Origin of the sequence: Pseudoalteromonas sp. SMS1 (genome assembly GCF_021530565.1) — a bacterium.
Classification (GTDB): Bacteria; Pseudomonadota; Gammaproteobacteria; order Enterobacterales; family Alteromonadaceae; genus Pseudoalteromonas.
The window spans coordinates 175760-201317 of sequence record NZ_JAKGBI010000007.1 but is presented as its reverse complement, the minus strand read 5'-3'; the positions used below and the strand labels follow the sequence as shown (position 1 = coordinate 201317).

At 43.8% G+C, this 25558-nt stretch carries 19 protein-coding genes and 1 tRNA gene; 10 read left to right on the top strand and 10 right to left on the bottom strand.

Features of this window, described 5'->3' with window-relative positions:
• Nucleotides 1–20 precede the first annotated feature (20 nt).
• Both L1286_RS10900 and L1286_RS10895 read left to right on the top strand, forming a co-directional pair.
• Nucleotides 21–96: transfer RNA gene (locus L1286_RS10900), tRNA-Thr, on the top strand.
• Nucleotides 97–293: 197 nt separating this feature from the next.
• Nucleotides 294–557, top strand: coding sequence for a DUF1289 domain-containing protein (locus L1286_RS10895; RefSeq protein WP_235407040.1), 264 nt, complete (start codon nt 294–296; stop codon nt 555–557).
• Here L1286_RS10895 and L1286_RS10890 read toward each other — a convergent pair.
• Nucleotides 541–1221, bottom strand: coding sequence for a hypothetical protein (locus L1286_RS10890; RefSeq protein WP_235407038.1), 681 nt, complete (start codon nt 1219–1221; stop codon nt 541–543). The genes L1286_RS10895 and L1286_RS10890 overlap by 17 nt on opposite strands.
• A gap of 155 nt (nt 1222–1376) precedes the next feature.
• Here L1286_RS10890 and L1286_RS10885 point away from each other — a divergent pair, with 155 nt between their 5' ends.
• The 3 genes from L1286_RS10885 to L1286_RS10875 are packed head-to-tail and all read left to right on the top strand — an operon-like array spanning nt 1377 to nt 6462.
• Complete coding sequence (locus L1286_RS10885; RefSeq protein WP_235407036.1) at nt 1377–1580, top strand: DUF3283 family protein; 204 nt, start codon at nt 1377–1379, stop codon at nt 1578–1580.
• 2 nt (nt 1581–1582) lie between these two features.
• Nucleotides 1583–2008, top strand: coding sequence for a GNAT family N-acetyltransferase (locus tag L1286_RS10880; protein ID WP_235407035.1), 426 nt, complete (start codon nt 1583–1585; stop codon nt 2006–2008).
• Nucleotides 2008–6462, top strand: a complete 4455-nt coding sequence (locus tag L1286_RS10875; RefSeq protein WP_235407033.1) for an EAL domain-containing protein — start codon at nt 2008–2010, stop codon at nt 6460–6462. Before L1286_RS10880 ends, L1286_RS10875 begins: the two co-directional genes overlap by 1 nt.
• Here the strand turns inward: L1286_RS10875 and L1286_RS10870 are convergent.
• The 6 genes from L1286_RS10870 to L1286_RS10845 form a co-directional block, all read right to left on the bottom strand.
• Nucleotides 6459–7406 carry an ion transporter gene (locus tag L1286_RS10870; protein ID WP_235407031.1) on the bottom strand — a complete coding sequence of 316 codons (948 nt, stop codon included), beginning with the start codon at nt 7404–7406 and terminating at the stop codon, nt 6459–6461. The two genes, L1286_RS10875 and L1286_RS10870, sit on opposite strands and share 4 nt — an antisense overlap.
• A 25-nt stretch (nt 7407–7431) precedes the next feature.
• Complete coding sequence (locus L1286_RS10865; protein WP_235407029.1) at nt 7432–10113, bottom strand: bifunctional acetate--CoA ligase family protein/GNAT family N-acetyltransferase; 2682 nt, start codon at nt 10111–10113, stop codon at nt 7432–7434.
• A gap of 172 nt (nt 10114–10285) precedes the next feature.
• A complete protein-coding gene (locus tag L1286_RS10860; protein ID WP_235407028.1) occupies nt 10286–12127 on the bottom strand; it encodes a methyl-accepting chemotaxis protein in 1842 nt (613 codons plus the stop codon).
• A gap of 87 nt (nt 12128–12214) precedes the next feature.
• Nucleotides 12215–12907: a hypothetical protein gene (locus L1286_RS10855; RefSeq protein WP_235407026.1), complete on the bottom strand. Its 693-nt coding sequence runs from the start codon at nt 12905–12907 to the stop codon at nt 12215–12217.
• Between the two features lie 78 nt (nt 12908–12985).
• The gene (locus L1286_RS10850) at nt 12986–13498 is read right to left on the bottom strand and encodes an NUDIX hydrolase (protein ID WP_235407025.1); all 513 of its coding nucleotides are present in this window, start codon (nt 13496–13498) and stop codon (nt 12986–12988) included.
• Nucleotides 13499–13570: 72 nt separating this feature from the next.
• Complete coding sequence (locus tag L1286_RS10845; RefSeq protein ID WP_235407023.1) at nt 13571–14623, bottom strand: aldo/keto reductase; 1053 nt, start codon at nt 14621–14623, stop codon at nt 13571–13573.
• A 273-nt stretch (nt 14624–14896) separates the two neighbouring features.
• On the opposite strand from L1286_RS10845, the gene dinB reads away from it, so the two are divergent.
• The 4 genes from dinB to L1286_RS10825 all read left to right on the top strand — a co-directional run bounded on the left by dinB (nt 14897) and on the right by L1286_RS10825 (nt 19858).
• Nucleotides 14897–15952 (top strand): DNA polymerase IV, encoded by a 1056-nt coding sequence (gene dinB / locus L1286_RS10840; RefSeq protein WP_235407021.1) that lies wholly within the window; start codon nt 14897–14899, stop codon nt 15950–15952.
• A gap of 122 nt (nt 15953–16074) precedes the next feature.
• The gene (locus L1286_RS10835) at nt 16075–17772 is read left to right on the top strand and encodes a carbon starvation CstA family protein (RefSeq protein WP_235407019.1); all 1698 of its coding nucleotides are present in this window, start codon (nt 16075–16077) and stop codon (nt 17770–17772) included.
• 64 nt (nt 17773–17836) lie between these two features.
• Nucleotides 17837–19369 carry a M17 family metallopeptidase gene (locus tag L1286_RS10830; RefSeq protein WP_235407017.1) on the top strand — a complete coding sequence of 511 codons (1533 nt, stop codon included), beginning with the start codon at nt 17837–17839 and terminating at the stop codon, nt 19367–19369.
• Nucleotides 19370–19462: 93 nt separating this feature from the next.
• Nucleotides 19463–19858: an HIT domain-containing protein gene (locus L1286_RS10825; RefSeq protein WP_235407016.1), complete on the top strand. Its 396-nt coding sequence runs from the start codon at nt 19463–19465 to the stop codon at nt 19856–19858.
• 13 nt (nt 19859–19871) lie between these two features.
• On the opposite strand, the gene L1286_RS10820 is transcribed toward L1286_RS10825, so the two are convergent.
• Nucleotides 19872–21551, bottom strand: coding sequence for a dipeptidyl-peptidase 3 family protein (locus L1286_RS10820; RefSeq protein ID WP_235407054.1), 1680 nt, complete (start codon nt 21549–21551; stop codon nt 19872–19874).
• Nucleotides 21552–21768: 217 nt separating this feature from the next.
• Here L1286_RS10820 and L1286_RS10815 point away from each other — a divergent pair, with 217 nt between their 5' ends.
• The gene (locus L1286_RS10815) at nt 21769–22608 is read left to right on the top strand and encodes an HDOD domain-containing protein (RefSeq protein WP_235407014.1); all 840 of its coding nucleotides are present in this window, start codon (nt 21769–21771) and stop codon (nt 22606–22608) included.
• Between the two features lie 35 nt (nt 22609–22643).
• Here L1286_RS10815 and rdgC read toward each other — a convergent pair whose 3' ends face one another.
• Both rdgC and L1286_RS10805 read right to left on the bottom strand, forming a co-directional pair.
• Entirely contained in the window at nt 22644–23552 is a 909-nt protein-coding gene (gene rdgC, locus L1286_RS10810) for a recombination-associated protein RdgC (protein ID WP_235407012.1), read from the bottom strand.
• A gap of 149 nt (nt 23553–23701) precedes the next feature.
• Nucleotides 23702–25462 (bottom strand): sensor histidine kinase, encoded by a 1761-nt coding sequence (locus tag L1286_RS10805; protein WP_235407010.1) that lies wholly within the window; start codon nt 25460–25462, stop codon nt 23702–23704.
• Between the last annotated feature and the right edge of the window lie 96 nt (nt 25463–25558).

Sequence of the window (25558 nt, the reverse complement as noted above, 5' to 3'; positions counted from 1 at the left end):
GGGCACCATCATTTCGGTGTGCCGACTTAGCTCAGTTGGTAGAGCAACTGACTTGTAATCAGTAGGTCATCCGTTCGACTCGGATAGTCGGCACCATTTCCCCCAGTACACCCTGAGTTATTAACTCTGACACGTATATATCGTGTTTTGACTGATCTCCTAGCTGCCCTTGATAAAAATCTCTATTTGATTGTGATATTTTCAACTAGAATTTAAATAGCATACTGAGTCATGTAGTATCGATACTATAAAACTCAGATTGATGACTATTGGATTTTTTGTTGACCTCACGTATGGAACAAATCGAAATTTTTCCGATCCCGAGTCCATGCAAAGGGATCTGTGAAGTAAATAATCGCGGCTATTGTAAAGGGTGCTTTCGTAGCCGAGAAGAACGTTTCTGTTGGAATAACATGACAGAACAGCAAAAGCGTACGGTTGTTGAACTTTGTCAACGAAGAAAAAAACGTGTTTTAGCCAAGCAGAGTGCAGATGCACAAGTGTATAGTGAGGCACCATTAGAGCAGCAAGCAGATCTCTTTAAATCCGATACTTAGCTTTTAAAACCGCGGTTACACCTTTTTTTTCAAGTTTCTCAAGTGTTTTCTTCAACTTAGGGATTAGCGCTATGTGTTTTTTATGCAAATAGTGAAAACTCTCAATGGTTACCAAATCTTCAATTCTAATGGTGTCCATATCCATATAAGGAAGGTGCTCTCTCAGATGAAAATCCACAATAAGCGCGCCTTGTACTTTTTTTTGCATGAGTAGGTTAAGTTGTGCTGCGGTACTTTTCACTTCAATGAGTTCACCATCAAATTGATGGTCCATCATGTATTGATAGGCAACCAAGTAGCCACTTTGCACAACCAGCGAGTCCAATTGGTTAAAAGCACAAACAAGGCAATGACTGATCAGCTGAAGATTAAAAGAGTAAAGCGGGTAGTCGACATAAATTAAGTTGGCATAGCTATCGGTGACGCCAGCAATACGGCCTAATTGCCCGTCCAACTCGCCTTCATTGGCAGCAATAAGCGCACTGTTTCTATCAAAATCAATGATTTCAAGTTTGTGGCCCATATCTTTGTATGCAAGGCTCAGTAATTCAATAACATAACGAGCTTGTGCTGTGTCAGCGGGGCGATTGAAGTAGAGTGTTTTGGTGTTGGCTATTGCGCAGGTGGTTAGAAACAGCATACATAACAATGTTAGATTCCGCACATATTCTCCTTGTCGTACTTGTCATTCTGATATTTGATTGGCCCATTTAAATACGCAACTGCATATTTCGTCATGAACTTTGTCAATCTGTACTGCCTCTGTCCAGTTCATATATGATACACTGTTTTCAAGAATTTCAATAATTGTACTGTCTGATGTCCTACAATCTATGTAATCTTTCTCGCGCTGAAAAATATCAAATTCAATTGGAATATGAGGCGTCTTTTTGGGCATATCAAATCAAGCGCGGAAAAAATACGCGAGAGGCGATTTATGATGCCATTAATAGCAGACCTATTTCTGAGCGTGATACGCTAAAAGCTAAATTTGAACAATACCTTGGACTAATGCTAGTTTAATTATGACATTGCACTGTTATTGTCTTCCAGCCATTCAAACACCTTTAGCCAATAAGTTTTTCCAGACACACAAAGTGCGTGGCAGGGCGACAAAGCAGGACCAAGTTTGGGTCGTTAAGCAGGTCGACTTGATTGCAGCGTGTAGAGTTCAAAATGTGGATCACCATGCATTCTTGTCGACAGTATTTGTGGCTACCGATTTTCGCGGGCAGGGGGTTGCAAAAATGATGTTAAAACAGGTGGTTGAACATAATATACACGGTATATACACCTTTGCTTATCGGGATGTTGTACCATTGTACTTACAGCTAGATTTCGAATGTGTTGATGCACACTCACTGTCAAATACATTACAAAGAAAATTTGCAAGTTATACTCAGCAAGGGCGAGATATCATCCCCATGTATCATTTAGGGAAAATACACTGATGATACGACTTTTCATTTTATTCATTTTTATATTTAGCTCAGTTAGCTCTGCACAAGTGGCCCGTATATCACCTGCAGAGGGCTTATCTCAAAGTTATGTTAATACCCTTTTGTTTGATAAAAAGGGGTATTTATGGCTATCAACGGAAGGTGGGTTGAACCGTTATGATGGCTATCAAGTGCTTGAAGTCATGGGACCCAATCGTGACTTGGATAAAATGCAAATTGATCGGATTTACCAAGATTCGAGCGGTACTATTTGGATAGCCTCTGGGCGAGCAGGGTTCTTTAGCTATAACCCAGAGCAAGACACTTATCGGCAATACATAAAAGCACCCTCGTCAGAACAAGATTATATTCATAACAGCGTTTTTCAAATGCTGGAAAAAAATGACAATGAGCTTTGGCTTGGCCGCACGCAAAATGTCTCGATACTTAACAAGCAAACTGGGGAAATAAAAGAGGCAATCCCTATACCTGGCATGACTGAGCGCAGTTTGGTCAGATCATTATTACAGCACGATGATATCCTTTATATTGCGACGACAGAGCAACTCTTTGCTTATCATATTCCTAGCGAACAATTAAAGCCTTTGCAGCATATTCATGCTCCTCAACATCCCTTTGAGCACAACACCAAGTCTTTATTACTGCTTGACGAAAAGACTTTATTAGTTGGGGCCGTGCTAGGCTTGTACGTACTCGATATTGGAGCATTGCAAAAAGATTTCAATGCAACACCAAGCTATAAAACATTGTTAGAAGATTTTAATATCTGGCATATGTTAAAGCAGGAAAAATACTTACTTTTGGGCACAGATAAGGGATTGATGCGCTATGACCCTGAGTCTGCACAAATCACACCTGATTTGCGATTGTCCCGGAGCCGGTTTTCGATCTCAGACAGCAGCGTCATTCACTTAAATGAAGATCAAAATGGTGGTATTTGGGTCGCAACTCGAACCGATGGGGCATTTTACCTTCCCCCTGAAAACCATATTTTTGACAATGTTCAAGCGGAGTCTGTGGTGGGGGAGTTATCCCATGGCACAATATGGGGGTTAGTAGAGTTTCAAGGCTATATTTGGGCTGCCACGAGAGATGGTTTGACACGCTATGATCCAAAAACACGCGAAGCCAAGCCGTTATTACAGGGCTATATGGGGGAAAGTTTTTTACCGGAGTACTCCATTATTTCTTTGTATCCATATAAAGATAAATTGTGGCTGATCAGTAATCGTGGATTATTTGTGTTTGAGCCTGAAACTGAACAGATCTATCGCCCTCGCGCACAAGATGCAAGCGCCACGGAAGTGCTGGCTGGATTTGTCAAAGGCGCAGCATTGGTTGAACCTGGCCTGCTTTACTTTGTTGATGGCAACTCAGGCTTTTATCTATTTGACATTGAAAGAGGGCGTCTTGAGGCCTTAAGCAGCCAATTCAATCAATTTGACCCATTTTTGAGTTATGGCTTTTTCCCACCCTTGTCCAGCCATCCAACTCAGCCTGTATTTTATAGTGAGGGTCGATTATTTAGATATGATCACAGCTCAGACACGTTGACGGAGATATATCAGGTTCCTAAAGCACACAAACAGTCCGCCGTAGATTTACTCAGTTACACCATTGATAAAAACAATGTTTTGTGGCTATCTTTCGCAACGCACGGTCTGGTCAGGTTGACCGCTGACGGCTATAAGGAACTTCCCCTGCCTACAGATTCTCTGTCAGTCACCAACTTCTTGCTGTATGAAATGCAACAAGATGAAGCGGGTATGATATGGATGTCTTCTCATCAGGGGATCTGGCGATTGGATCCGGATAACTTTCATCTACAAGGGTTTACCATCAATGATGGGTTGATGAGCAATGAGTTTAACAGCGGTTCATCAGTGAAATTAAAAGATGGCAAAATTGCGTACGGTTCACTACAGGGCATTACGATTTTTGACCCTGAAGTCAATCGTCCCAGTAAACCGTTGCTCACACGTGTAAATATTACGAACGTTGATCTAATGTCGCGTGATTTAAAGCCCGCAGGGTTAAAATCTTTTTCTTCCATAGTACTCGACCATGATGATATTGGCCTGGAAGTGTCATTTTCTGCCATGGCTTTTACAGCGCAAGAACGTATTGTATATGAATATCAGCTGTCAGGTGAGCAACGTATTTTGAGCCGTAATAGCAATCGCGTTGTTTTTCCGAAGTTAAACCCTGGTAACCACCGTTTAAAAGTTTGGGCCAAAGACCCGCTTACTGGAGATTATACGCAACCAGCCGAGCTGAATATTAGAGTTAAATATCCTTTTTGGCGCTCACCAATTGCATTGGCATGTTACCTGATTTTAGCCAGTGCGCTTTTTGCTCTATGGGTACACCGTAAAAATAGAGTCGCGCAGCTATTAATGGCTGCACACAAAGAAACACGAAATAGTGAAACACGCCTGAAAATGGCTTTAGAAGGTAGTAACTCCGGGGTTTGGGACTGGCAGTCTGGATCTAATCTAGTTTATCAGCCTAGGCTGGTTAATGAGCTGGGGTACAAAACGGATTATATCAACCTCGATGACTACCTTGAATTGATACATCCTCAGGACCGCGCACTTTTTCGCATTGAATGGCTAGAGTTTGTGTCGACTGCAAAAGGGTATATTGATTGTACCTATCGATTACGTAATCGAGTGGGGCAGTGGCGTTGGTATAAAGACTACGGCAAAGTGATGGCGTGGCGAGAAGCGGTGCCGATGAGAGTCGCTGGCACGTATACAAATTTAACACGTGAACGTGTATTTGAAGAGCGCGCTTCATTATTTGGTGAAGCGTTTGAGCAAACCCGAGATTGGGTCATGATCTTTGATAAGCGTTTCCGTATTTTGGCATGTAACAAGGCACTTCAAGAGGCTTTTTCGGTGCCTGCGAACCCGACTTCCAGTACGAGTGTTAGCTTGGGCCTTGAACGTCACGTTCGAATGCATTATTTACGTGCCATGAGTGAGTTAAGTGAAGGTGAGTACCACAGTGCAGAAGAAGCACTGCGGTTACCAAGTGGTGAAGTACGGCACGTATTGGTCAAAGTGACTGCCACCTTGGGGCAGAACTACATTATTGTGTTAACCGATATCAGCAAGCAAAAGCGCACAGAAAAAGAGTTGTATCAACTTGCGAACTATGACTCACTTACAAAGTTGCCAAACAAAGTCCTATTTATGGATCGGGTGCAGCATGCACTTGAGCAAGCCAAAGAAGCAGAGCAATCAATGGCTATTTTGGCGATTAAATTTGGACGATTGCAGCGATTAGCAGATATGTACGGCAATGAGTTTGTTGCCAGTGTCATTCAGCGAGTTGCACAGACACTCCAGTGTTGCTTTAGAGAAGTGGATAGCTTGGCGATTGGCCATGAAAGAGATTTCTTTATTCTAATGGAGCATTTAAGTGATGTAGATGCCGTGACGCGTTATATTCACTGTTTAATGGAGCGTTTTCAAGATGGAATTAATGTACACGATCAGCGAGTACATTTGCAGGTGTACGTTGGCATTGCGTTGTACCCGGATGACGCCAGTGATGCGTTTGAATTGAATCAAGCGGCAGAGATAGCGTTGAGTCATGCTAAAAAATCTCTGACTAGTGGTTATCAGTTTTATCATCACGATATTAATCAGCAAGCAAAGCGCACGTTAGAGATAGAGCGGCGACTCAATACCGCGTACAATGATGAGCTGTTTTGTAACTACTATCAGCCTATTTTAAACGGCACAAAGGGAGCGATAGAAGGGTTTGAAGTACTTCTGCGCTGGCCTGAGGATCCGACATTCAGTGCGCAAGAGTTTGCGAATGCAGCAGAAAAAACAGGCCTAATCACGAAGCTACTTTTACAGACATTAGAGCGTGCCTTAATCGAGTTGAAAGTCTGGCACCTATCGTGGCCTGACCTGTACTTGTCTATCAATTTGTCAGCTTTGGATTTTGAGTACGATGAATTGATAACAAGAGTTAGACAGGCGCTTGAAAAGTCTAATGTACCTGGTCGCTGTTTAGTTTTTGAAATCACGGAGTCCGTTATGATGGCGGACGCTGAAAACGCCATCGATCGCATGAATGCTTTGAGAGCACTTGGATGTCGTTTATATATGGACGATTTTGGTACTGGTTATTCTTCGCTGACTTACCTCAAGCAATTCCCCGTGGATGCGCTGAAGATAGATCGTAGTTTTATTACCGACATTGGTGTTGATAAAGATCATGAAACCATTATCCACTCCACACTGTCACTGGCTCATAGTCTCGGCAAGTTTTGTATTGCCGAAGGTGTTGAGAGTACCGAGCAATTGAGGTTCTTACGCATGCTCGGTTGTGAGCGCTTTCAAGGTTACTTGTTCAGTCCACCTTTACCTGGAGATTTGATTTCTCATCAAATGGAAAGTGCTTGGCATGAAATGTTCCGTGATTAAAGTTTTTTGCCACAATGGCGGCAGTACAGGTTTTGTGCACGTTGCGAAGTCATCAATTTGATTGCCTGATTCGCTTCACTGGCACTGAGTCCTAATTGGAGCCTCAGTGCCTCTAGATGATCTGTTTCGTACTCATCTAATTCACCGTCAACCAATGCATGTAATATGGCCTCATTGAAAGCATCACGTCGTTTGCGTAATTGATCAGCGAAACTCGAAGCGAGCAGTCCTGTCGGAATTGCAACCATTCCCATACTGAGCAAGGTAATGACGCCCCCGAAAAAGCGGCCAAGCGGTGTAATGGGCACAACATCGCCATAGCCAACGGTGGTTAATGTCGCCATTGCCCACCACATTGCTGCGGGGATAGAGCCAAACTTATCGGGTTGCACGTCGTGTTCGATGAGGTAAATACCGCAGGACGCGACGATTAACACCAACGACATGATAAAAAATGCGGCCATGAGTGAGCTAGCTTCTTCTTTAAAAGCCGCTAGGAGCAACTGCATGGCCCGTGAATATCGCGTCAGTTTAAAGATGCGCATAAGCCTAACCACGCGTAAAAAGCGCAGATCAAACGTAAAAAACACCATCAATAGCGTGGGTAAAATCGCGATAAGATCAATGACAGCGAGTGGCGAGCGCACATACTTCAAGCGAATAAAAAAATGATGCTTAGCCTTATCTCGATAATTCACCTTATCCACACAACACCATAACCGGAGCAAATATTCGACACAAAAAATACCAACCGATACAACTTCGATATAAAAAAAGACTTGGTAGTATTGCTCTGCCAAAGTAGGTACAGACTCAAGTACAATCGCAATGACGTTAAAAATAATTAGCGCAATCAGGAAAATATCAAGACTGTGGGCTATTTTTCTATATTTTCCGCTGCCTTCTAATATCGCAGCTGTTTTTTGTCTTAACGTCAAACTCATTGTACTTTGTTCACATGTGCCGTATTTATTTTGGGTTATTATGTAATGGTAAGGTCATGATTGTAGCGCCTTCTTCAAAATCACGCTTAATTTTAAAGCCAAGATGCTTAGCAAGACTGATCATGCCCAAGTTTTCGGGCAAGGTTATTCCTTCTATGGTCCCGACACCCTTGGCTCGACAATAGTCGATCGCTGCGTTCATGAGCAATTTGCCAAGACCTAGCCCATGACTATCTGAGCGGACTATGACAGAGAACTCAGCACTGATGTTATCTGGATCCATCAATACCCGAGATACGCCTAAGGTACGATGTGCACTTTTATATCTTTCACTAATGATAAAGGCCATTTCTCTGTCGTAGTCGATTTGAGTCATCTTTGCTAGCTGCTCGTGTGTAAATTGAGGCAGCTGCCCAAAGAATCGGCTGTATCTATCCTCTTTACTCAAAGATTGGTCAAACTCTTGATGGCTTCGTTCATCTTCAGGCTTGATGGGTCTTAAAGTGGCTACTTGACCATTTTTCAATGTGATTTCGCGTTCTAACTCTTTTGGATAAGGTTTAATGGCGAGCCGTTTTCTATTCGCCATCGGTTGATAGGGTGAAAGCGTAATTTGGGCATCTAGTACCAAAAATTGTCCGGCACTTGCCAAAATTGGATTCAGCTCCAAACTGCCAATATCTGGTTGCTCGACGATCATTTGAGATACTCTGGTAAGCAAGGCACATAGGCGGTACTTATCCACTTTGTCAGGTAAAGTACGTTCTTTGAGTACGCCTTTGTCATGGGCTGCGGCAATTAAATACTTTGCCAAGTTCATGTTTAACGGCGGTAAAGCCACAGCAGCTTGGGAAAAGTTTAAAGCCGTACCAGCTTCTCCGAGCAAAATAACAGGCCCCACGTCAGGTTCTGTTTTGATGGCAATCCGTAACTCTTGCGTACCTGCCCTCGAAGCCATGCGCTGCAGTGAAAAACCTTCTATGGCGGCATCTGGATAGGTTTTTTTAATCCGCAATAACATGGCGAAGGCGGTTTGCTCAACCTCATTTCCGTCGTTCAAGTTGAGCACGACACCACCTACCTCAGATTTAGAAGGGATTGCAGGGCTAATCAGTTTAAGTGCAACCGGATATCCAAGTTGCTCAGCTTGTTCTCTTGCATCGCTTGGCGTCAGGGCCACTTCTGTTTCAATACATTCAATGCCATAGCAGGATAAGATTTGAGAGGACAAGTGTGTCGAGAGATAACGATGCCCAGATGCTAAATAGTCTTTAATGTGTTGCTTAGCCACGGTGCTGTTAATCAAGTCATCTTGAATAATTGATTCAGGAGTTTGTGTTAAGTGTTTTTGGTTTCTTCTGTATGTGATTAAGTGCATAAATGCACTGACGGCGCCTTCAGGTGTACGGTAAGTTGGAATGTGGCTTAAGACACAAATGTCCCTCGCAGATCTTGCCGCCTCTTCCCCCATAAAATTAGTCATCACAAATGGTCTTGCCATTTTAGGAATTTTTTCGAGTGTTTGGGCAATAATTTTTGCATATGCACTGCTCGGCGCCAGTGCTGAAGGTGTATGAATGATCAATAGGTTTTTTACTTCATCTGCTTTGAGTAATATTTCTAGTGCTTGTTGATATCGCTCAGGTGATGAGTCGCCAAAAATATCAACTGGGTTATCGGTTTGAGAAGATTGCGGCACGATCTGTTTGAGGGCTGCGATGGTCTGCTCACTCAACGTTGCCAATTTGCCTGAGCGCATTAATAGCGTATCCACGGCCATAATACCTGGCCCACCACCATTAGTGAGAATGGTCAAGTGTTCCACTTTTAGCAGTTTAGGGTGAAGCGCCAACGTTTGTGTTGCAGCAAAAAGCTCTCGTAGGTCATTGACTCTCAACATCCCGGCACGTTGGAACATCGCATCATACACGGCATCATCCGATGTTTTTCCACCAGTATGGTTGTAAGCTGCTTGTGCACCAGCCAAGGTACGGCCAGTTTTAATTGCAATCACCGGTTTATTGAACGCAGCGGCCCTTGCAGCGGAAATAAAACGCCGTACATCTTTTATGTTATCGATATAGAGCAGTATGGCTGAAGTTTTTGCATCTCTGGCGAGATAATCAAGCAGTTCATCAAAGTCAATGTCAACACAATCTCCTACAGAGATAAAGTGGGAAAAGCCGATGTGTTTGTTTTGAGCCCAATCCAGAATGGTAGAGCAGACCGCAGCAGATTGTGAGACAAAAGCCAGTTTGCCAGGCCTTGCCACCGTATGTGAAAAGCTGGCATTGAGGCCAATATGGGGCAGCATGAGCCCAAGGCTATTTGAACCAAGTATCGTCACACCAGCTTGGTGAGCGACATGTTGCAGCTGTGCTTTATGTTCGCTGTCTAGTCCAGCAGCCACGACAATTGCATGTTTACATCCAAGTAGGCCTAGTTCTTCGATAAGTTGGCCAAGGGTGTTCTTGTTTGTGCAAAGAATGACAAGGTCAGGTGTGTATGGCAAGCTCTTGATGTTTGGGTAAGCTAATACGCCTTGTACTGCCGTATATTTTGGCGTAACGGGCATTATTGGTCCCTTAAAGCCACCTTGTAGGAGATTCCGCATAACAACATTACCCGCACGCGCAGGGTTGCTGGAGGCGCCTACCACCGCAACGGAGTTTGGATTAAAAAATTGCCCTATGCGTTTTACACTCATGTCTACTCCTTTGATTTCTAAGCGACCAAGGTATGCATTGGACTATGACTTTAACATGTCTGGGGGATAATTCGAGCGGATAAATCAATTACTTTGATCTGACCCGCGTTGGGCAGTCAGATAAAAGCTGAGCGGGCGCAAGCACTTAAAACTTGCGCCTAAAGACGCAGAATTAAACCTTGAAGCGTGACACGTCCTCCTGCATTTTATGTGCGTCGTACTCTAAAGCTTCACAGTTTTTGCAGTTTTCGCAGGAATCTACATACAACTGCTCGGCAGAAACCGAAATATTCGCAGCGGCATCTTCAACGCCTTGCACCGTTGCCATTTGCTCTTCTGTTGCCCCTGCGATTTGGATGACCATATCACGAATTTTATCCATGGCCAGTTTGTTTTCGTCCATGCTTTGCTGCGCATCGGTAATGCCTTCATACATTTTCTCACTCAAGCTTAAGCTGGTTTGCATTGCATGCTCCGACTCGGTTACTAGGCTTTGGAGGCTATGTATCATGCGCTCAATCTCCACGGTGGAGCTTTGAGTTCGTTTGGCGAGGGTTCTAACTTCGTCAGCCACAACGGCAAAGCCTCTGCCACTTTCACCTGCACGAGCGGCCTCAATTGCAGCATTTAAAGCTAGGAGGTTGGTTTGCTCGGTGATACCTCGTATCACGGAGGTGACACTTTCGATTTCTCCACTTGCTGAAGAAAGCTGCTGCATGAGTTGGCTATTTTGATTGATGTGACCAGTTAACTCTGACATGTTGTTATGTGCGCGATGCATAATTTCAGAGCCTCTCGCCATGTTTTCGTCCGCTTCGTTAACGTTATTTTGCACCGCGACGCTGTTTTCTGCGATCAGGGAGACAGCTTGTACGAGTTCGCTTACTGCTGTTTTTACCGCATGCGTATTATTTTTTTGCTCCTCAATCGCTTGCTGCGAGCGCTTTGTGACTTCGACGGATTGATGGGCACCAGTTTCAACGGTCTCGCCGGTGTGTTTTATCTCTCGAACAATGTTGGCAGTGGTATCAATAAATTGATTAACCGAACCGGTAAACTCGGTGACTTCATCTTGCCCCCGTAGCTCAATATGATGGGTTAGGTCACCTTCACCATGGCTGATTGTGGCCATGTTAGCGTTGGCGGCTTTCAAACGATTGACTATGCGGTAACCTTTCCACAGCAGTAGTCCGGCAATGATGGTGGTAAGTATGGTCGCCAGTGCCATCCCCTGACTCTTCGCTGTTCCCAACTCAGTATGAATATTTTGATCTATCTGACCTGAGAGTTGATTCATGGTGCTTTCAACTTTATGAATGCTGTTTCTCAATTCACCTCTTAGGCCAGAATCTGAATCTAAGCCCCTTTCCATTAATGCTTCGGTGAGTGCGCGGGCGGTGTTTTCAAATTTTGTTAAGTCATTTTGACCTTCACTGAATTGGTCATTGAAATACACTTTCATCACGGCCAGCTGCTGGGTAACCTCTTGCTTGGTTGACATGTTTAAATTAGTTTGAAAATCATTTTCCAGTAGAACAAGCCGTAACGCCTTACTCATTGCCGTAATGTCTCCAATGTTCGTAAGAGACTCATGCAATGCGATTTCGGCTTGGTTGAACTCTGCGCGCAGTCCTTGTGTTGGAGATAGGCCTATTTTTCGGTCAAGCGCAACCAAATTTCTAAGGTTAAGCTCGTAGCTAGATAAATCTTTTTTTGCCGTGACTAATTCTTGTTTTAGACTTTCTGGCAATTGTGTGCTGAGTGCTTGCATGTTGGCGCGCATTTTCGTGATACGCGCATCAAATTTGTCAACGTACTTTTCATTCTTGCGCAGTAAAAAGTCTTTTTCATGGCGCCTCAGCATCAGTAAGTCATTGCTAATTTCTTTACTTTTTGCGAGCCGCTGGCCCAAAGACGCAATGTGTGTGGTTTCGTACCAAAGCACGCCAACCATACAAAACATTGCGAGCATAACTAATGAAGAAAGTAATATAAAAGTCTGGCGAATGGTCATTATCTACTCCTTTAACCTTGTTGCTCCTAACAACAAAACTTAGAACAGAATTTATAAAATACCAATTTGAAGTCAGATTTATTGAAGTTATTTGTCTAACCACTTGTTCATCGCTGCTTCATATGAGCTTTTTATTACATTTTCATTACATTTATACCCAAGTGAAACCCACTCGTTTGAAAACCCTTGGGGTACCGGAGTACTGGGGTCACCGTGCATGACCTTGAAGCACCTGTCTCCCTGTCTATACTCCGTAAAGATCTGATTTTGCGTTTCAATTTTTGGAATTTTCAATATGTCAGCTGTGTGCGATGTGGGTACGGTGATGCGGCCAATATTGTGTGTATGGGTGGGTGGTTGGTGTGTACGCTGGGTCGTGTTTAGTTCGGCTTGCTGGGCTTTGAATGCCTCTAACCCCAGGTATGGATCGAGTTGTTTAAAATGGGGTTGGCCAGATTGTTCCTTATCCTCTGCCGAAGTAAGTTCCGGTGAGGGGCTAAGATGATCAGATTGAGGTACTTGCTTAAAAGTGTCAGACTCGATTAACTGACTTTGCTCTGGCTCTGGCTCTGGCTCTGGCTCTGGCTCTGGCTCTGGCTCTGGCTCTGGCTCTGGCGTAGCTGAAAGGGCCGAGGGGTCGGTATCCTCAATCACCAAATAGGTTTTCATCGTGGGTTCTGGCACAGGCTGTGATGAAATGATTATTACCTCAGAAAGCGCGAATAGCACAAGTAAATGTGCCGCGATGGAAAAGAGTATCGTTTTTAAAGTTCTATGCACTGATTTCCGTTTCCTTAACGTTAGTGTGCAATCCTTTTCTGGGGATCTGGATAGTGCATATGACCTGTCAGACAGTGGTTAGTTCAATTCGAATTCAGCTGCGACCGCCTCTAAAATAATGGTTTCTCTTCGCAATGACTGTCCTTTCTTATCACTGTTTGCCATGGCATGACGGTTGTGTGCGATAGCTTCTTGGATAGGCAGCCAAATAGGGCGCATACCATTCGCTTGCTCATAAGACTCCATTTGTGGTTCGGTAAAGTCACCACAAATTTCCACTAAGAAGCAATGCGAGATAATTTTTACAGTGTCAAAGTCTGACTTATACCAGTGTTGATATTCTTCATATACACCATATGGTTGAATATTGATTACTGACTTGGCCCCAGTTTCTTCTAGAAGTTCTCTCGCCAGAGCAGACTCGATATTTTCATCCTCATCAATTCCACCACCTGGAAGGGTATAATCATCATAGCGAGCGGTGTATAGAAGTAATATTTCATTGCCTCGAAGTACAATTGCACGTGCCGCTTGCCTTTCAAAACAAGAACCGGGCAACGGCTTTGCGGGTGTCAAATTGAGTTGTTTCATAGGTATCAGGGTATTGAATCAATGCAGGGTGGCGATACTACCACACCTGCATTTAGAATGTTTGCTGATTGGCTAAAAAGGCACAGGGTAGGTTTTGAGAATCGTGTCAATCTCAGCAAGGGCTTCAGGGGGTAACGGTTGCTCAAAGGCGGTGATATTCTCTTTTAACTGCGTCATATTCGTCGCACCAATGATCGTTGAGGCTACGCCATCCACTTGATCACACCACGCCAGAGCTAACTGCGCAGTAGTCAAGTGGTGTTCATGGGCAACTTCTTGGTAGGCAGCGGTGGCTTGTTGAGAGTATTGAGTGTCTCTAAAGAGTCCGTGGCGCTGCATTAAGGTCCAACGGCTACCTTCAGGTCTCGCACCGCCAAGGTATTTACCGCTAAGTAACCCCCCAGCAAGCGGTGACCAAGGTAAATAAGCAATGTCTTCATTGACGCAGTTCTCAAGTAAGTATGGCCAATCTTTTTCATGCAGTAAGTTAAATTCATTTTGAATAGATACTGGCCTCTCGATGCCTGCCTGTAAGCAAAGGTTAAGGTAGGTATTTAAGCCCCAAGGTGTTTCGTTAGACAAGCCCCAATGTTTAATTTTTCCTGCTTGAATACAGATTTGGAGCCCCTCTAATATCCCTGCCATTTCTTCTAGTTGTTGCGTTTTACTGACGGCATGTAAGTCCAGCATACCGTGCCAATGTTTACCAAAATGAGGAGATGTTCTATTTGGCCAATGTAATTGATATACGTCTATGTAGTCGGTGTTCAATCGTGCCAGAGAATGCTCTACCGCTTCGATAATTGCCTGTTTGTCAATGGGTTTACCACCTCGGACCCAATCAAGCCCTGCACCTGCAATTTTGGTCGCTAAAACTATATCTTGGCGTTTTTCTGCGTGACGTTTTATCCAGTCGCCAATGATTTTTTCTGTTTTACCGTAAGTTTCAGGTGAGGGGGGCACTGCGTACATTTCTGCCGTATCAATAAAGTTGATCCCTTGACTCAGTGCATAATTTATTTGTTCGTCAGCGTCATGCTGGTTATTTTGTAACCCCCAAGTCATACTCCCCAAACAGACACGCGAAATTTTTATAGACGTGTGACCTAATTGGCTGTACTTCATACATACTCCTTGCAAAGGTGGACTGATTTAATCTGATAGTGTAGCCAACATTAACTTGCTACAGATAAAAAGCTATAACAGCAGTGTAGAGCATTTCAACCTGATCTGCCGAGCTTTGTCTCGAACAAAAATAAGTTGAGCGGAAATTCGTTTTCTCACAATAAAGGCAGGGAGGAATAGGAGGCTTCTAGCTGGATACGACGTAGTGCTGGACAAACACAAAATGAACTGTCAGTATACTGTATATATAAACAGTTTTGTATGGTCGCATCTGTGAGAAAGTTTATTCATATTGATATGGATTGTTTTTACGCTGCTGTTGAGATGCGTGACAACCCTTCACTGGCCAACGTGCCAATGGCAATTGGAGGCCGCAGTCATCGGGGCGTTTTGTCCACTGCCAATTATATCGCGCGCGAATATGGTGTGCGTTCTGCAATGTCGAATTACAAAGCTAAACAATTATGCCCTCAATTGGTTATCGTACCTGGGCGGATGCAAGTTTATAAGGAAGTATCCCAACAGATCCGTGCGATTTTTGCAAAATATACAGATCTGGTTGAACCTTTATCACTTGATGAAGCTTACTTAGATGTTACCGAATGTTTCGCGTGTCAGGGCAGTGCCACACTAATTGCACAACAGATCCGTGCAGAAATTTACCATGAAACCGGCCTCACAGCATCGGCAGGGGTTGCGCCAATTAAGTTTCTAGCAAAGATCGCAAGCGATGAGAACAAACCCAATGGTCAGTGTGTTATTACGCCACACAACGTCCATGAGTTTATTGATACACTACCTTTAAAAAAGATACCTGGGGTAGGTAAAGTGACCCATGAAAAGCTGCTAGCATGTGGTTTAGTGCATGGTAAAGATATAAAAGCACTGACACTCGATGAAATGGCAAATCGCTTTGGCAAGTTTGGACAGGTGCTTTGGCGCCGCTGTCAAGGTATTGATGAAAGGGGGGTGGAAACTTCGCGTGTACGTAAATCAGTGGGGGTTGAGACAACCTTTGAAAAAGACATTCAAGACCTTGCTACATTGAAATCTATATTATGTGAAAAGCTCATTCCTGAGCTTGTAAAACGCAGTGCTGCGTATCAGTCTGAACGTGAATTTACTAAATTGGGGGTAAAGGTAAAGTTTTATGACTTTACGCAAACGACCAAAGAGTGCCAATTTCATGAAATTGACCAAGACATTTTGTGCACTTTATTGGCGCAAGCAGTAGCACGCCATGGTAGCAAACCAGTTAGGTTAGTAGGGGTACAAATTGGCTTGGGAGAAACGCCGAGCAATCAGGTACAAATGGGATTGTTTAATTAAACAATTTTTTCTTACAGAGGTGGCTATTCAGCAAAGTGATTTAATGCGACTAAAATATAACAGATTTTATCCTCAACCGTGTTAAAGTGATGTTAATACAACAATAACACAGAGGACACCCCATGCAATCTATCATGATAGTGTTGTTTGGTATCTTGGGTATGCTGTTTGGCTGGTTTGTATACTCCAAGTTTATTGCTACTAAGATCTTCAAAATGGATGACGATTTTGTCACTCCCGCCCACGAATTAAATGACGGTGTTGACTATGTCCCTACAAACAAAGTGGTACTTTGGGGGCATCATTTTACGTCCGTTGCAGGAGCTGCGCCAATTGTCGGCCCTGCCATTGCTGTTTATTGGGGTTGGGTACCCGCTGTACTTTGGGTCGTTATTGGTACGATCTTTTTCGCTGGGGTGCATGATATGGGCGCGCTGTGGGCCAGTGCGCGTCATAAGGGTAAATCCATGGGGGCACTCTCTGAAAGTGTGATTGGCAAACGTACCCGATCTTTGTTTATGATTGTTGTATTTCTCGTATTGCTCATGGTTAATGCGGTATTTGGGGTGGTAATCGCCAATTCATTTGTCGCGAATCCTCAAGCCGTATTTCCAGCTTGGGCGGCCATTGTTGTCGCGCTGATTATCGGCCAGTTATTGAAACGTAAAGTTCCTTTGGTCCCTCTATGCTTGGTAGGCGTCGCGATTTTGTATGCAACAATCTATGCAGGAAGTGGTATGCCCATTGCGTTACCTAGCGAGTTGTTCGGGTTAACAGACAAAGCCAGTTGGATTGTTATTTTGTTTGTGTACGCCGCTGTAGCTTCACTGCTACCTGTTTGGATGTTGTTGCAACCAAGAGACTTTATAAACGGCATGCAGTTGCTCGTTGGTTTAGTGTTACTTTACGGTGCTGTATTTATGGTGATGCCGGATATTACAGCGCCCGCATTTAATACCCAAACCGCGATAGATACACCCAGTATTATCCCATTGTTATTTGTGACCATCGCATGTGGCGCGGTGTCAGGTTTCCACGGTATTGTTTCATCGGGTACAAGCTCTAAGCAGCTGAACAAAGAGACGGATGGTCGTTTTGTCGGTTATCTTGGGGCAGTGGGAGAAGGCTCCTTGGCGCTCATCACGCTGGTTGCGGTAAGCGGGGTTATGCTGGCCGTTTCTCCTGAAGAGTGGCACGAAATATACAGTCATTTAGGGGCTGGGTCAGTAGGTGCATTCATCCAAGGTGGCGCTAATTTAATAAGTACAGGTTGGGGCTTGCCTGCGGAAATAGCCTCGACTTTGTTGGCCGTCATGGTGGTGCTTTTTGCTGGCACGACAATGGACTCTGGTGTGCGCCTGCAGCGGTATATAATTCAGGAATGGGGCGACATTTACAAACTGCCTGTTTTCAAAAATGGCATTGCTGCCACACTTATCGCGGTGGGCTGTTGTTTATTATTGGCCTTTGGTGCTGGTGGCGCATCCGGGAGTGGCGGTATGATTATTTGGCCATTGTTCGGCTCAACCAATCAGATCTTAGCCAGCCTAACCCTATTGGTCATCTCGGTATATTTAATCAAATTAGGCCGACCAGCTAAATTTACGCTTATTCCCATGACTTTCGTGATCTTAATGGCATTTTTCGCAGGCTTGATTAAACTGGGCGAATACTATGAAAAAGGAAATTGGCTATTAGTTGGCTTAGACATTGTTGTCCTCGTTGTCAGCGTCTTAGTGATGTTGGAGGCTTGGAGCGTTGTAAGTAAACTGAAAAATACACCGCAAAGTGCATCAGACAGTAAAGAATCGGGCATCTAGCTTGGTTCTTTTTGATAAATAACCGATAATCGGCCCTTTCATGATAAGAAAAAGGGCCTTTTTTATGTCTTTTCCTCTCTCTCTACCAGCCGTTAGCTGGCAGCAAAATGACGCGGATGCCGTAATTGTAATAACTTCAGACGTTACGCAGCTTGGTGATGAACAGCTCAATCGTATAGCAGCACCTTATCTGGCTGTTGATGCTAGACTCACTAGCCAAGCTAGTGTGCTATTAGCAGACGGCGTACCAGGAAAGCGCCTTATTGTCGCACCTACGGGTCCTGTCAATAGAGACTTTGACGATGTACGCCGTTTCTTCGAAGCCGGTCAAGCGGGTATTGCACAGGCTAAAGCTGCGGGTGCGACGAAACCTGTAATTGTGCTGGCAGGTGTACCGCATGCCGAGCGTTACCAGAATGCATTGCAAGTTGCTTTTTTAGGCGCGTGTCAATCACTTTGGCAACCCCTTGAAGCGCGTGAATATCGCGGTGAACAGATTGAACCAGTTGAACAAATTTTTCTTGTGGGCGCTGATGAAACGCTTTGCTCACAGCTAAATGCCATTGCAGCAGGTCAATATGCGGCACGTGATCTTTGTGGTACTGAGCCAGAGCGTATGGCACCACCACGTTTCGCAGATTACTGTGTCGAATTATTTAAAAATACACCGGTAAGCGTAGATGTGATTTCTGACAGAGCCACCATTGACCATGACTATCCAATGCTTGGGACGGTTGCACGCGCTTCTTATGCTGTAGAACGTCATCATCCACGCGTTGTAAAAATGGAATATGTTCCGCAGGGTGATGTCGAGCGTACGCTCATGTTTGTAGGTAAAGGCCTTGTTTATGATACGGGTGGAGCGGACCTAAAGGTAGGTGGCTTCATGGCAGGTATGAGCCGTGACAAGGGCGGGGCGGCCTCTGTTGCTGGCTTTATGAAAGCTGTTGCTGAATATCAGCCGAAAGGTGTGAAAGTGGTTGCTTATCTAGCGGTCGTCAGAAACTCAATTGGCTCGGATTGTTTTGTACCAGATGAAATTATCGAGACGCGTGAAGGCGTGCGCGTGCGTATTGGAAATACGGATGCTGAAGGCCGCCTTGCAATGGGTGATCTGCTAAGTGAGATGAAAGATTTGGCTAAGTCGGAGGTAAACCCAGAGTTATTTACTGTCGCCACCCTGACAGGCCATGCTGCACGTGCCATGGGACCTTACAGTGCTTATGTTGAAAATGGCCCAGCCCGTGCAAATGCAGTATCACGATTGATTGCCGATCAAGGTGATCTATGGGCTGACTGTGCGGAAGTGTCTCGTAGTCGTCGTGAAGACTATGACTTCGTTAAGCCGCGTACATTGGCTGACGACGTCTTGTCGAGTAATAATGCACCTTCGGCAGTGACAGCGCGTGGCCATCAATTCCCAATGGCGTTTTTAGCGATTGTGGGTGGTTTAGACAAACATGGTTGTGATTCGGAACAGCCTCTACCTTATGTCCATATGGACATTGCAGGCAGTGGTGTTGAAGGTGGCGACTGGCAACATGGTAAGCCAACCGCAGCAACGGTCAGTAGCTTATTTGCACGATACTGCCTATAAGCTCAACAAGTGCCTGTAATGATTTTCAGTCACTACATTTAACTCAAAAGCAGATATCATGGGTATCTGCTTTTCTATTTGGAGTGTTTAACAATGACTTTTGAATTGGCCCCAGAACTACAACGGGATTGTATAGAACTCGCAAATTGGCCGCTTTGTAAGGTGTTACTTATGAATGATAGCCAATATCCGTGGTTTATATTAGTGCCAAAAGTCGCGGGACTGAGAGAGATTATCGACCTTGATGAGCCGCAGCAAATACAGTTTTGGCAAGAGTCAAAGCAGTTAAGTGAATTGTTAATGTCAGTGTTTAAACCGGATAAACTGAATGTCGCAGCACTTGGTAATATGGTGCCTCAATTACATGTTCATCATATTGCTCGCTTTGAACACGATGCTGCATGGCCTAAACCTGTATGGGGCGTAAATCCAGCTATGGCGTATACTGATGCTCAATTGAATGAGTTAAAAAAGGCGCTAGCTCTGTAGCGCCCTTTGAAAATTATAGTCCAAGGACTGTTTTACCTTGCTTAAAGGTGACATCTACAGGAATGTTCGCTTGGGCTAACTTCGTTAAGTCTGCTTGAAGTTCAGCTTTGATATCACCATGGGTGGCGATAAGCTGATCGACTTTTTGGTAATCTCCATCACCTTGCAGAGTGAGAATTAGGTTAGATAGTTTTGCCATGGCAGCGCCCATTTTTTCCATATCTACCTGATATAAGCCCTGGGCATTTTTAGAGAAAGCCCCTTCTTGTTTGAAGAAATTGAAGCGGATCATATTGGCTTTGCCGTGCGCACTTGAAGCACCAAAGCGCACTGAACGGAAAATACCAGCCATGAATGTTATGTAGTAGTCTTCCAGCGTACCCTCTGTAATTTCTCCTTTTTTCAGTAGCTGCTCAACCATGTATAAACCGAGAATATCAGCTTTTCCTTCTTCGATTGCACTGGCATGCTCTTGCAGTGACTGACGTACGGTACCTTTACCTGTAATGGTGTTCTTGATACCAAGGCCATGAGCGACTTCATGGAACATGGTATTGGCAAAAAAGGCGTCGAATGTAATATGTTTTCGCTGTTCTGGTACAATCAATTGATCGGCGATGGGTACTAAAATCTTATCAAACTTTGCACGCATGGCGTTTTTCAGCTGGAGTCTACGTGTCCCTTTTTCGAGCTGTACTTGCTCATCATTGGGTAAGTTAATTGCAATTGTTTTACTGCCAGCATTAGAGTGGCCAGCATAATAGACAACATCATATGCATTTAAATCAGCATCAGATCCCGGTACTTCCTGTTTGTATTTTTGAGCAACAGGTAATCCAGTTTGCAGCTCAGGTAGAAATGCCGCAAACTTTGCTAAGCGTTCACTCCAAGCGAGATCTTTTACTAACACGTAGGATTCAAATGCACTGCGATAGCCAAACAATTGGTCCTCATAGGTTTCGATGGGGCCAATAACCACATCAATAGGGTTATTTTTCATGTCCATCCAAGCGAAATCTGAGGGTTGATAGCTGTTATTCAATAGCGCGTCAGCACGTAGGTTTAAATAGTTTGCGAAGTCTTTATCCACTGCAAGGTGGCTTGCTTGTCTTAATAATTCTGCGGCTTGTTCAAGTTCAGTTCTAAACTCAGTCGCGTAGGCGGTGCTGTAAAGGTTGCCTTGTTGGTCTCTTTTGACCATCGAGTATAGACCTTGTTTATCCTTAAAATCAGCGTTGTTCAGTTCTTCTTTTGTCACATCATGTGGGTAGAATTGTGCGCCGGGTGATTTTTCTGAAAAGCTGGATAAAAAGACTTTATCACCGTCTAGGCGATCCCAAGGGCCATAATTGATGTCAGCAAAGCGGCGAACATCATGATCTGCAATACGGGAAAGGAAAGTGGCTTTATCTTCGCCAAAAGCCTGCTTCCAGAATAAATCATCCATAATTTTTGACGCATCGATCAATATCCCAATCATTTTTCTTTGATTGTCATTCAGGTGACTTAAGTCACTGGTGAGTGTGACTTCGGTATAGATGCCTAAGCGTTGTTGATCAATGTTTTGCAGCTGATAGTTGATAGGCGCTGTTGCACTTTGTTTGTTAGACTCATCCATAGGTGGTTGTGAGCACGCACTTACAAGCAAGCCTGAAGCGACTAAAATAGCAGTGGATAGTTTAGAAAGTTTCATCATTTACCCTTGAGTTTTTAGTTATTATGATTGTGAGGCTCTATGATGCTGAAAAAAGGCGTTTTGAGCAAACTGTTGAGGCAAAGTATTATTTTTTGTTTCATTGCGAGAATAATTTTTATACTTTTCTTAACTTTATCGAGAAGTTAGACGATACTTAATTAAGCTAAAAATTATAAGGCCATAGCTAAGTGGCGAATTTAAAGGACTTGACCATATGTCTACAGAAAACGCATTACTTACCATTCTTGTCGATAAAATTAATAACGATACGCTTGTCTTACCGACTTTACCTGAAGTTGCAGTGCGTGTCCGTCAGGCAGCTGATGACCCTGAAGTGAACTTGCTTCAGATGGCGGACGTAATATCCCATGATCCGGCGCTTGCGGCGCGTATGATAAAGGTTGCTAACAGTGGCTTTATGGGACGTTCTATTAAAGTCAACACGTTAAACCAAGCCGTTACACGAATTGGTTTACGGCAAATTAAAAATATTGCGACAGCGATGGCCATGGAGCAATTGTTTGTCTCAAATAACAAGCTCATTAAAACTTACATGGACAAAGCGTGGCAAAAGACCCTTAAAGTTGCGTGCCAAGCTATTTCGACGATGGAATTTTATTTACGAATAAACAAACATACGTCATTGAACAAAGACACCATCACGTTGGCATCATTGGTGTTTAACATTGGTGTTTTACCGATTCTGACAGAGGCTGAAAAGCATCCTGAGGTATTTGCAAACCCCAGCTTTTTAGCGCACGCAATCCAGAAGCTTGCTGGTAGAATTGGGGGAGCTATCATGCGCGAGTGGGGGTTCACGGATGAATTTGTTGAAGTGGCTGAAAGTTGGGCCAACCCGAATTACAAACCTGAACATGTTTGTTACGTTGATTTTATTCGTGCAGGCGCCATTGTCGAAGGTATTTTACAGGTGTCTGATAAAGCTGCCGCGCTTGGCGTATATGAAGAGAAAGGCGTGCTGCGTTCCATTGATACATTTACCGATGACGCATACCTTGAGTTGTTAAGTGATGTGAAATCAATGTTTGCTTAGACGCAGAGCAAAAAAAAGGGCCTAAGGCCCTTTTTTTATAAATCGTCTTTATCACCGAGCTCTTTTGTTAAGTCTTCAAGTAGCTCTTTTACTTCTTCCGAAACAAGAATAAAGTCAGCATCTAGCTTAATCGCTAGGTCCTCTTTAGGAATATCGGCGTTTTGCTCTTTTAATGCGTCATTGTAGCTTACTCGTTTGATTGAACCGTCATTTTGCAATAAAAACTGCACGCGTTCACGCCAATCCAGCGCTAACTTGGTAACGCGTTTGCCATTTTCGAGGTGTAATTTAATTTCGTCACTGGCGAGATCATGCTGTTTCAGTTTAACTTGTGCACCTTCATCAGCCGCGTCTTGTAATTCGGCGTCATTGCCAATCGCAAACCCTTCAGGCGCCTCAAACTTAGTGAGCCAATCTGTTAGGAAAACGTCCAAATCATAGTTTGCAAAAGCAGGCACGATAGGTAACGTACCAAGTGATTTACGCAACAGCGCCATCATTTCTTCCGCTTTGTTAAAGCTCGCACTATTGACGATAACCCAACCACTTTCTTGATCGATAAACGCGAATTGCAAGCTAGACTTTTTAAAAGCCTGAGGCAGTAAGGTTGCGAGAATATTTTCTTTTAGCTCGTCTTTTTCTTTCTTTTTGACTGGGCGGTTTTCTTCACGCTCAATTTGCTCGACCTTTTCAGCGACCATGTCATTAACAACCGCCGCAGGTAGCACTTTCTCTTCACGTTTAGCACACAATAAAATACTGTTTTGAGAAAAGTGCGCCAAAGATTGGCCATGTTTGCCTAATGCATTTACCCAGCCAAAAGTGCTCATGTCCTGACTGCCACAAGAGCGGAAAACATCTTGCTCTAGTGCTTTTTCGAAGTCTTCTTGCGTGTACGAAACATCTTGCTTAAAACGGTAACAGATTAGGTTGCTGAACCACATATCATTTAAAATCCGAGTATGAAAAAACGACCTGCATCATAGCAAATCTATAATGTCGCGAGCAAAGACTAAAATGGTTAATTTTGCGGTGATGAAAAGCGAATTGGGCATGAGCATGTGGGCCAATTATGAATGGCCCACAATACATATCAACTAAACATGGCTTGTTGCGCTTGCATTTCTTTGGGGAATTTTATGTAGTAGGTCAGCCCTTTACCTTCTTCAGAGCTCACTTCAATGTCGCCATTGAGCGTCTGCTTTACAAGGTTAAATGTGATATGCGTACCTAAGCCACTTCCGCCTTGATCGCGTTTAGTGGTGAAAAATGGGTCAAACAGCTTCTCTAACTGTGCTGGTGAAACCCCTTTACCATTGTCCTTATAAACGATACGTACGTCGTCATTATCATCCGTTATTTGAATGTCGATCACACCTTTACTAATACCTTCAAAGCCATGTATGAGCGAGTTCATAATCAAATTGGTAAAGATTTGACTAATTGCGCCTGCTGGCAAATTAAGCGTTAGGTCGGCAGGGCAATCAATGTTGACCTCATGGGCTGTTTTTTTCAACTTAGGATGCAAAGAGCGTAGCACCTCGCCCAAATATTGATTGAAATTTATGGTCCTCACTGCTTCACTGGCCTGATCAACAGCAATCTGCTTGAAGCTCGCGACTAATTCAGAAGCGCGTGCCAAATTGTTGGTTAACAAGCTAGTACTTTGCTTCGCTTCGTGCATAAACTCTTCTAAGGCTTTTGGCGAAAGAGTTTTTTCTTTATATGCTGCCTCGAGTTGATCCAATCGTTCTTGTAAGAATGATGTTGCGGTCACCCCAATCCCTACTGGTGTGTTTATATCATGAGTAATCCCCGCCACTAAACCGCCAAGTGCAGCCATTTTTTCGGAGCCAACCAATCGCTCCTGCGCCATGTTGAGCTCTTCAACGTACTTTTCCAGTTCGTTTTGTTTAGTGAGTAACTCTTCTTCAGTTTGACGTCGCAGATCAATCTCTTCGGTGAGTGTGAGTTTCTGTTTTTCGAGTTCGTATTTTTGCTGTTGCAGATCCATCATGGCTTGACTGAGATTTGAGGTTTTTCTAGCAACCTCTTGTTCAAGCTGGATATTATGTTGGTCAAGTTTTTCGTTACTGATTATGAGCTCTTTTTGGGTTTGGTCGAGTTGTTTACGATACTCAGCGACCTTATCAATCAGCTTGTTGAACGCCTCCTCCATGACTTTCAGCTCGTTGCGTTCAGTTGTATCAATATCAATTTTGTGCCCATCTACGTTGTCGACTTCGAAATCTTCTATCTGCTCCGTTAGATCAGTCAGTGGCTCGGTTAGTAATTTTCTGAATGCGAGCAAGAATAGAATAATGAGGAAGGTTGTCTTGACCATCGCATTACCGATTAAAAAGTAAATGGAGATCATGATGCGGCTAAATACCACTTCCCGGCTTGAGAAGAGAGTGACATCTCCCACTTGCGTCGCGCGTCCAGAAAACTCAAATATCAGGGGAAAGGTATACCCGAATAAACCTGATGGCGTGTCTTCAATTAGCGCTTCTTCTTGAACAAGTTGCTGACTGTATAATTCGTGGATATTGAGTGACCGACCTAATTGGGAAATGATCTCGCCACTGTCATCACGCACAATAATCCCTTCTATCATAGGGATGGCCAGTAAGCCCTCTGCTGTGGTGACTGTTTGCTTGGTATTGAGTTCCCAAATGGCACGAGTTAAGCTGCGGCTAAACGTCTTTTGCAGCATGGTTAGCTCATTGCGGATATAGTCTTTGGTATTCACATATTCTGCGACAACTTGTCCACAAGTCACCACAAAGGTTAGTAAGAAGTAAACTGACAGAACATTTGTGAGCAGTTTTTTCGACAGACTTTTCTGTAGCATGGAGTATTCTTAGCTCCTGACAACCAAGTTAATGCGCGCGTATTAAACTTAAAGTTAGCCAATAAACGGCTAAAAATAAATGTTTATCTTGCTATC

Coding starts and splice junctions, on each gene's coding strand:
- L1286_RS10895 (WP_235407040.1), top strand. CDS start 294: ATGGAACAAATCGAAATTTTTCCGATCCCGAGTCCATGCAAAGGGATC.
- L1286_RS10885 (WP_235407036.1), top strand. CDS start 1,377: ATGTCCTACAATCTATGTAATCTTTCTCGCGCTGAAAAATATCAAATT.
- L1286_RS10880 (WP_235407035.1), top strand. CDS start 1,583: ATGACATTGCACTGTTATTGTCTTCCAGCCATTCAAACACCTTTAGCC.
- L1286_RS10875 (WP_235407033.1), top strand. CDS start 2,008: ATGATACGACTTTTCATTTTATTCATTTTTATATTTAGCTCAGTTAGC.
- L1286_RS10870 (WP_235407031.1), bottom strand. CDS start 7,406: ATGAGTTTGACGTTAAGACAAAAAACAGCTGCGATATTAGAAGGCAGC.
- L1286_RS10865 (WP_235407029.1), bottom strand. CDS start 10,113: ATGAGTGTAAAACGCATAGGGCAATTTTTTAATCCAAACTCCGTTGCG.
- L1286_RS10860 (WP_235407028.1), bottom strand. CDS start 12,127: ATGACCATTCGCCAGACTTTTATATTACTTTCTTCATTAGTTATGCTC.
- L1286_RS10850 (WP_235407025.1), bottom strand. CDS start 13,498: ATGAAACAACTCAATTTGACACCCGCAAAGCCGTTGCCCGGTTCTTGT.
- L1286_RS10845 (WP_235407023.1), bottom strand. CDS start 14,623: ATGAAGTACAGCCAATTAGGTCACACGTCTATAAAAATTTCGCGTGTC.
- L1286_RS10835 (WP_235407019.1), top strand. CDS start 16,075: ATGCAATCTATCATGATAGTGTTGTTTGGTATCTTGGGTATGCTGTTT.
- L1286_RS10830 (WP_235407017.1), top strand. CDS start 17,837: ATGTCTTTTCCTCTCTCTCTACCAGCCGTTAGCTGGCAGCAAAATGAC.
- L1286_RS10825 (WP_235407016.1), top strand. CDS start 19,463: ATGACTTTTGAATTGGCCCCAGAACTACAACGGGATTGTATAGAACTC.
- L1286_RS10820 (WP_235407054.1), bottom strand. CDS start 21,551: ATGAAACTTTCTAAACTATCCACTGCTATTTTAGTCGCTTCAGGCTTG.
- L1286_RS10815 (WP_235407014.1), top strand. CDS start 21,769: ATGTCTACAGAAAACGCATTACTTACCATTCTTGTCGATAAAATTAAT.
- rdgC (WP_235407012.1), bottom strand. CDS start 23,552: ATGTGGTTCAGCAACCTAATCTGTTACCGTTTTAAGCAAGATGTTTCG.
- L1286_RS10805 (WP_235407010.1), bottom strand. CDS start 25,462: ATGCTACAGAAAAGTCTGTCGAAAAAACTGCTCACAAATGTTCTGTCA.